General features: G+C 44.1%; 1 pseudogene. It reads right to left on the reverse strand.

The annotated features are described in order from the left end of the window. A pseudogene (locus HBA93_RS21290) lies at positions 1-270 on the reverse strand (hydantoinase/oxoprolinase family protein); the annotation flags it as partial.

The following is a 270-nucleotide window of genomic DNA, read 5'->3' on the forward strand; positions in this document are numbered from 1 at the left end:
TTCCAACTTCTGCAGAAGCAACAAGATGAATCCCTACCAATTCAACAGGGGCATCCAGCCTATAGGTATATTCACGCTCGTAAGTTTCATGGAAGGCTGCTTCAATAGCAGCGAGACTCTCGCCTGTAATTGCACCTTCAATTAGAACTTCTGTGGTGTGTTCCTGATTTTGGTAACGGAATTTACCGTATCGCAGGAAATTAACCTTGGCTTTTTCAACCCCGTCATTTGCAAATTGCTGATGTGCCAGTGCTTCAGTTTCACTGAACA

Origin of the sequence: Ochrobactrum sp. SFR4, from assembly GCF_019730395.1 — a bacterium.
Taxonomy (GTDB): domain Bacteria; phylum Pseudomonadota; class Alphaproteobacteria; order Rhizobiales; family Rhizobiaceae; genus Pseudochrobactrum.